General features: G+C 67.6%; 8 protein-coding genes. 7 read left to right on the top strand and 1 reads right to left on the bottom strand.

What is annotated here, in order from left to right; translation table 11 throughout:
• The 7 genes from I55_RS14545 to I55_RS14515 form a co-directional block, all read left to right on the top strand.
• A partial coding sequence (locus tag I55_RS14545; protein ID WP_044561300.1) for a TonB-dependent receptor domain-containing protein occupies positions 1 to 521 on the top strand: 521 nt, incomplete at its 5' end.
• Positions 522 to 557: 36 nt separating this feature from the next.
• Positions 558 to 1,238 (top strand): Fe2+-dependent dioxygenase, encoded by a 681-nt coding sequence (locus I55_RS14540; RefSeq protein ID WP_044561299.1) that lies wholly within the window; start codon positions 558 to 560, stop codon positions 1,236 to 1,238.
• A gap of 4 nt (positions 1,239 to 1,242) precedes the next feature.
• Positions 1,243 to 2,481, top strand: coding sequence for a PepSY domain-containing protein (locus I55_RS14535; protein WP_083901121.1), 1,239 nt, complete (start codon positions 1,243 to 1,245; stop codon positions 2,479 to 2,481).
• Positions 2,482 to 2,549: 68 nt separating this feature from the next.
• A complete protein-coding gene (exbB, locus tag I55_RS14530; protein WP_044561297.1) occupies positions 2,550 to 3,386 on the top strand; it encodes a tonB-system energizer ExbB in 837 nt (278 codons plus the stop codon).
• Between the two features lie 4 nt (positions 3,387 to 3,390).
• Complete coding sequence (gene exbD, locus I55_RS14525; RefSeq protein WP_044561296.1) at positions 3,391 to 3,816, top strand: TonB system transport protein ExbD; 426 nt, start codon at positions 3,391 to 3,393, stop codon at positions 3,814 to 3,816.
• Between the two features lie 4 nt (positions 3,817 to 3,820).
• Positions 3,821 to 4,588, top strand: a complete 768-nt coding sequence (locus I55_RS14520) for an energy transducer TonB (RefSeq protein ID WP_049974134.1) — start codon at positions 3,821 to 3,823, stop codon at positions 4,586 to 4,588.
• Positions 4,589 to 4,921: 333 nt separating this feature from the next.
• Positions 4,922 to 5,698 carry an FCD domain-containing protein gene (locus tag I55_RS14515; protein WP_044561295.1) on the top strand — a complete coding sequence of 259 codons (777 nt, stop codon included), beginning with the start codon at positions 4,922 to 4,924 and terminating at the stop codon, positions 5,696 to 5,698.
• Between the two features lie 197 nt (positions 5,699 to 5,895).
• Here I55_RS14515 and I55_RS35955 read toward each other — a convergent pair whose 3' ends face one another.
• Entirely contained in the window at positions 5,896 to 6,486 is a 591-nt protein-coding gene (locus tag I55_RS35955) for a hypothetical protein (RefSeq protein ID WP_148293736.1), read from the bottom strand.
• Between the last annotated feature and the right edge of the window lie 75 nt (positions 6,487 to 6,561).

The following is a 6,561-nucleotide window of genomic DNA, read 5'->3' as shown; positions in this document are numbered from 1 at the left end:
TCCAGACGGAAAAGGACAACCCCCGCGTCACCGACCCCAACAATTCCACCCTGAACGTGCTGGGCGGCGACCAGAAGGTGAAGGGGGCGGAGATCGAGGTGACCGGCCGCATCACCGACGCCTGGCAGGTCAACACCAGCTACGCCTACATGGACGGCCGGGTCATCAAGTCGACCACGTTCAGCCAGGTGGGCCGCGCCCTGGCCAACGTGCCGCACCATACCTTCAACCTGTGGACCACCTACCAGCTGACCCACGCGCTGCAGATCGGCGGCGGCGCCAACGCGGTGTCGCAGCGCGTCGGCAGTTCCAGCCCGGTGGCGGCCACCAACCTGATCAACACCGTGCCCGGCTATTGGACCTTCAGCGCCATGGCCAAGTACGACATCACCGAGAAGATCAGCGTCCAGGCCAACATCACCAACCTGCTGGACCGGTACTACATCGACCAGATCCACCCGGCCCACCTGATCCCGGGTGAGGGCCGCACGGCCCAGGTCACCCTGAACGTCGCTTTCTGATCCACCCCCAACGCCCGACTGGGCAAGGCCGCATCCATGCTTCTCCACATCCCCGGCGTCCTGACCCGAGAGCAAGTCGCCTGGTGCCGTCAGCAGCTGGACGCGGCCGACTGGGTGGACGGCCGGGTGACGGCCGGCCACCAGTCGGCCCTGGCCAAGAACAACGCCCAGCTGCCCCAGGACCACCCCGTGGCCCGGCGGCTGGGCGACACCATCCTGGCGGCGCTGGAGACCAACGCCCTGTTCCTGTCGGCGGCCCTGCCGCTGCGGGTGTTCCCGCCGCTGTTCAACCGCTATGCCGGGGGGCAGTCCTTCGGCATGCACGTGGACAACGCCATCCGCCAGCTGCCGGGCACGCCGCAGCGCGTCCGCACCGACCTGTCGGCCACCGTCTTCCTGGCCGATCCGGAGGAGTACGACGGCGGCGACCTCATCGTCGAGGACACCTACGGCGACCACCAGGTGAAGCTGCCGGCCGGCGACATGGTGCTTTACCCCTCCACCAGCCTGCATCGCGTGGAGCCGGTGACGCGCGGCGCCCGCGTCGCCTCGTTCTTCTGGATCCAGAGCATGGTGCGGGACGATGGCGAGCGCACGCTGCTGTTCGACCTGGACACGACCATCCAGGACCTGAACCGCGAGGCGGCCGGGGGACCGGCCGCCGTGCGGCTGACGGGCATCTACCACAACCTTCTGCGCCGCTGGGCGGAGGCCTGACGCCATGATGAGGACGCTGCGTTTCCTGCATTTATGGGTGGGGCTGATCCTGGGCCTGCCCCTGTTGGCGCTGGGCATCTCCGGCACCCTGCTGGTCATCGAGCCGGAGCTGCGCGAGCTGTTCGGCCCGTCGCTGCCCGCCGCAGCCCCGGCCGACGCCGGCACCCCGCACACCATCGCGCAGGTGGTGGCCGCCGCCACCGCCGTGGCCCCACCGGGCGCCAAGCCCGCGATGTACATGGCACCCAGCGCCCCGGGGGAGACGGCCACCGTGCGCTTCCAGGCGCCGCGTCGCGCGCCGGGGGCGGAGCATGCCCATGAGGGCCAGCCGGGGGGCCAGCCGCGCCCTGGTCAAGGCGGCCCCGGCGGCGGCCCGGGCGGCGGCATGCCCGGCATCAGCGTGCACATCGACCCCGTCAGCCTGGCGGTGGTGAAGACCCCGGGGCTGGACGCCACCATCGGCTGGATCCACCGCCTGCACGGCAACCTGCTGATCCCGGACCGCAGCGGCCGCGACGTGGTGGGCTATCTCGGCGTCATCATGACGGCGCTGGGCCTCACCGGCCTGGTGCTGTGGTGGCCCCGGCCGGGCCAGTGGCGCCAGGCCTTCATGGTGCGCAAGGCGGCCAAGGGCGCGCGCTTCCATCGGGAGCTGCACGGTGCGGCCGGCATCTGGGGCCTGCTGGTGTTCCTGGTGGTCAGTTTCACCGGTGTCGCCATCGCCTTCCCCCAGACCATCGCCGTCGGCGTGGGCGCCGTGCTGCCCATGGCGGCGCAGACCCAGGGCTTCGCCGTACCCAAGGTGGCGGTGAACCAGGACGTGGACCCCGCCACGGTGGATGAGGCGGTGGCCATCGCCATCGCCGCCGCCCCCCGCCCCGGCCTGGCCCTGCGCGGCGCCAGCCTGCCGCAGAGCCCGGACCAGGCCATCCGCGTGGTGCTGGCCCCGCCCGGCGGCGACGCGCCCAGCGCCGTCACCCTGATGGTGGACCCCTGGGCCCGCCAGGTGGTGGAGACCCGGGACCCCAGCGCCCAGGCGGCCGGCAACAAGGTCACCGGCTGGATGCGCCCCCTGCACGAGGGGGAGGGCCTGGGCCCCGTCTACCGCGTCCTGGTGGCGCTGAGCGGCCTGCTGCCCACCCTGTTCGCCATCACCGGCACCACGATGTGGTGGATGAAGCGCCAGAACCGCAAGGCCGGCGCCGCCCGGGCGGCGGCCATCCTGCGGCCCGCCGCCGAATGACTATGACCAACCGGCACACGACACGCGCGGCCAGGGGCGCCGCGTCATTGAGAAGGGGCACGATCATCATGGCGAACACCTCTCTGAAGCGGACGGCGGCCGGCCTGACGGCGGGCCTGACCCTGGCCTTGAGCGCCACCGGCGCCTGGGCACAAGAGGGGGCTCCCCGCGCCACCGCCGCCACCGTGCCGCACGACCTGTCGGCCATGGGCATGTTCCTGAACGCCGACGGGGTGGTGAAGGCGGTCATCCTGGGCCTGCTGGCGGCCTCCGTCGTCACCTGGACCATCCTGCTGGCCAAGGGGCTGGAGCTGCGGGCCGCGCGCGCCCGGCTGCAGGGCTCGCTGGACAAGCTGGACGAGGCGCCCAGCCTGGACGTCGCCGCCAGCCAGCTGACCGGCGGGGCCGACGCCCTGGCCCTGGCCTTCGCCCGCGCGGCGGAGGCGGAGCGGACCCTGTCCGACGGCTTGCCGGCCGAGGGCGTGAAGGAGCGCGTGGTCCTGCGGCTGGAGCGGCTGGAGGCCAAGGCCCGGCGCGCCATCGTGCGCGGCACCGGCGTGCTGGCCACCATCGGCGCCACCGCCCCCTTCGTCGGGCTGTTCGGCACGGTGTGGGGCATCATGAACAGCTTCATCGGCATCTCCAAGACCCAGACCACCAGCCTGGCGGTGGTGGCCCCCGGCATCGCCGAGGCGCTGCTGGCCACGGCCACCGGCCTGGTGGCGGCCATCCCGGCGGTGGTGGTCTACAACGTCTTCGCCCGCAAGGTGGATGGCTACCGCGTGCTGCTGGCCGACGTGTCGGCCGGCGTGCTGCGCCTGGTCAGCCGCGACCTGGACCGGGCCCAGGCGGATGTGGCGGCCGGCCCCCAGGCCCTTCGCACCCGCGCCCGCGCGGCGGAGTGACCCCATGGCCGCGCGTCTTTCCCACGGCGGCGATGAGCTGGCCGAAACCCACGAGATCAACGTCACGCCCTTCATCGACGTGATGCTGGTGCTGCTGATCATCTTCATGGTGGCCGCCCCGCTGGCCACCGTGGACGTGCCGGTGGACCTGCCCTCCTCCAACGCCCCGCCCCGGCCGCATCCGGACAAGCCGGTGACCCTGACCATCCGCGCCGACCTGACCCTGGCGCTCAACGGCGCCGACGTCGCCCGCGACGCCCTGGCCGCCGCCCTGGACCAGGCCGCCGGCGGCGACAAGGAGCAGCGCATCACCCTCAGCGCCGACCGCGCCGTCTCCTACGGCGACCTGACGGAGGTGATGAACCGCCTGCGCACCGCCGGCTACCTGAAGGTCTCGCTGGTGGGCCTGGACGGCGGCGGGGCGCCGTGACGCCATGGCCATGGCCTCGATGAACGACAACGCCAACCCCAGGGCGTACGGCAGCGACCCCACCGGCCGCGCCCCCATCAGCCGCGACCCCACCGGAGCCGGCCGGGCCCGCCTGGTCTGGGGCGGCAGCCTGGCCGTGGTGCTGGCCGCCCACGCCCTGGCCCTGCCCTGGCTGATGGCGCGCTCCACCCAGGAGGCGCCGCCGCCCCCGCCGGCCCTGCAGATCGACCTGCCGCCACCGCCGGCGCCACCACAGCCCGAACCACCCAAGCCGGAACCGCCAAAGCCCGAGCCGCCCAAGCCGACGCCCAAGCCCACGCCCCCGAAGCCGGTGGCGATGAAGCTCCCGCCGCCGCCGCCCGTGGCCCTGCCGCCCGAGCCGGCACCGGTTGCGACGCCGCAACCCGAGCCGCCGCCCAGCCCGGCGGTGCAGACCGCGGTACCGGCCCCGCCGCCGCCCGCCCCGCCGGCCCCGGCCAGCAAGGGACCGGACACCTATGAGGGCCGGCTGATGGCGCAGCTCTACCGCTTCAAGCGCTATCCGGCGCAGGCGCGCCAGCGCCACCAGACCGGCACCGCCCTGCTGCGCTTCACCATCGACCGCTCCGGCCATGTGCTGGCCGCGTCGCTGGAGCGCGGCTCCGGCTCCGCCCTCTTGGATGAGGAAACGCTGGCCCTGGTGCGCCGCGCCGATCCCCTGCCCCCCATGCCCGACGACCGCCCCGGCCCCAGCCTGGAACTGGTGGTGCCGGTGGAGTTCTCGTTGAACTGAGGCATACGGCCCACGCTATGCGAACCAGCGGCATGAGGTTCTGCCTCATGCCGCTGTAGGACGCGACCGCGTCCGCCGGAGCGAGCACCGCAAGGGCGCAGCGAGGAAGCCAAGGGCCGGACGGCCCGCCGGCGTTTGAGGCTACGAAACAGCCCCGCCCGGCGCTTGAGGGAACCCATATAAACTACAACCGGTTGAATTCGCGGGGCCGCCCCGTCAACGGCCCCCCTCATTTCCGTTGCGCCTGGTCCCGCCGCCGGTCAATTATTTTGACCGTCCCGTCAGCCCCGCCCCCGGCGCCGGCGGGGTTTGGCACGCGTGAGACGGGACCCCATGAAGGACAGCATCCGGCCGGCCAAGCTGGCCGACACCATCGCCGAGCACCTGGAGCAGCTGATCGTGGAGGGCAGCCTGCGCCCGGGCGAGAAGCTGCTGCCGGAGCGGGAACTGGCCGTGCGCTTCAACGTCTCCCGCCCGTCTTTGCGCGAGGCGCTGGAGAAGCTGGAACAGCGCGGCCTACTGCGCAGCGGCCGGGGGGGCGCCACCTTCGTCGCCCCCCTGCTGGGCCCCACCTTCACCGAGCCGCTGCACGCCGTGCTGGCCGCCCGCCCCGAAACCACCCTGGACTACCTGGAATTCCGCACGGAGGTGGAGGGGGCCGCCGCCTACTACGCCGCCCTGCGCGCCACCGACGTGGACCGCGCCCAGATCCAGAGCCGGTTCGAGGCCATGGAGGCCGCCCACGGCCAGGATGTCGCGAAAGAAGAGGCCGACGCCGACGCCGACTTCCACCTGGCGGTCTATGAGGCCACGCACAACGTCGTCATCCTGCACATCATGCGCGCCCTGGCCGAGATGCTGCGCCAGGACGTCTTCTTCAACCGCGCCAAGCTCTACCAGCGCACCGGCGTCCGCCAACTCCTCCTAGGCCAGCACCGCGCCCTCTACGAGGCCATCATGAAGGGCGACCCGGCGGCGGCGAGGGCGGCGGCCGAGGCACACATCAACTTCATCAGCGACGCGCTGGTGGAGATCTCTCGCGCGGATGCTCGACTGGAGGCATCGCTGCGGCGGATCGCGGGTGGGGATATTGTCGCGGAGAAATCATAACGAGGGCCGCATCGACGTGCCCGAAGGCATGATACAACTCACCATGATCAGTCTGCTACTTAGGTGAGTTTGTCACTGAACCGAGTTTCCAAACGGGCTCTTAGGGCATTATTGCACGCAGCCAGAATTTCTGTGTGAAGTGACGAGTATTTTTCAGAATAGTGGATAATACAGAATATCTATATGATACTATGGCACTATGATATTAAATAGCCCTTACCCATTGCTTCTCCAATGGCGTCGATTATTTTCTTATTTTTTGAATATGAAATTCTATTATTTTTCATGTCATCATAAGATAACCATTTATTCCTTTCTGGCCTTGATAAATATTCATCTGTCGAATTAGACAGAGTTCTGTCCAATTTTATCAAAAAGAATTTATACTCGTATAACTTTAGACTTAGATCACCGCCTGATTTCTTAAATTCCCAGAAATCAAACTCCTTTATTCGTTTTGATACTAAGGAATTTACAATTTCATCGGAAATATTTTCTGAAAATTCCCCTCCCAATTTATCATACATAGCCCTATGGATGGATTCGTAACTTTCATCGTCAATATTTTGTTTAATAACATCAACTCCAGGAACAAGATAACAACCCCATTCTCTATGAAACAAATTTAAAAATTCAAATTTTCCGGCCGTTTTTTTAATAATTATGTAAATTGCGACATTTTTTTCCCTAAAGAAAAAACGGATAAAGAAAGGAGCAATTGCCATGCCGAAACGACCAGCTTTGAGTGCTATGCTAGGGATTGTAAGTACCCCCATAACGTCCCCCACATTAACAATTCTAATAATACGGTCCGAATATGGCATACTTATGGCAATAACACAATCTATAAGAGAGATTTGCGT

Source organism: Azospirillum sp. B4 (assembly GCF_000333275.1).
In the GTDB taxonomy this organism is placed as follows: domain Bacteria; phylum Pseudomonadota; class Alphaproteobacteria; order Azospirillales; family Azospirillaceae; genus Nitrospirillum.
The sequence above is the reverse complement of the archived record's forward strand: the minus strand, read 5'-3'. Positions and strand labels throughout refer to the sequence as shown.

What these genes read in the sequence shown, in the direction of transcription:
- exbD (WP_044561296.1), top strand. Translation starts at nt 3,391, where the DNA reads ATGGCCGCGCGTCTTTCCCACGGCGGCGATGAGCTGGCCGAAACCCAC.
- I55_RS14535 (WP_083901121.1), top strand. Translation starts at nt 1,243, where the DNA reads ATGATGAGGACGCTGCGTTTCCTGCATTTATGGGTGGGGCTGATCCTG.
- I55_RS14520 (WP_049974134.1), top strand. Translation starts at nt 3,821, where the DNA reads ATGGCCATGGCCTCGATGAACGACAACGCCAACCCCAGGGCGTACGGC.
- exbB (WP_044561297.1), top strand. Translation starts at nt 2,550, where the DNA reads ATGGCGAACACCTCTCTGAAGCGGACGGCGGCCGGCCTGACGGCGGGC.
- I55_RS14540 (WP_044561299.1), top strand. Translation starts at nt 558, where the DNA reads ATGCTTCTCCACATCCCCGGCGTCCTGACCCGAGAGCAAGTCGCCTGG.
- I55_RS14515 (WP_044561295.1), top strand. Translation starts at nt 4,922, where the DNA reads ATGAAGGACAGCATCCGGCCGGCCAAGCTGGCCGACACCATCGCCGAG.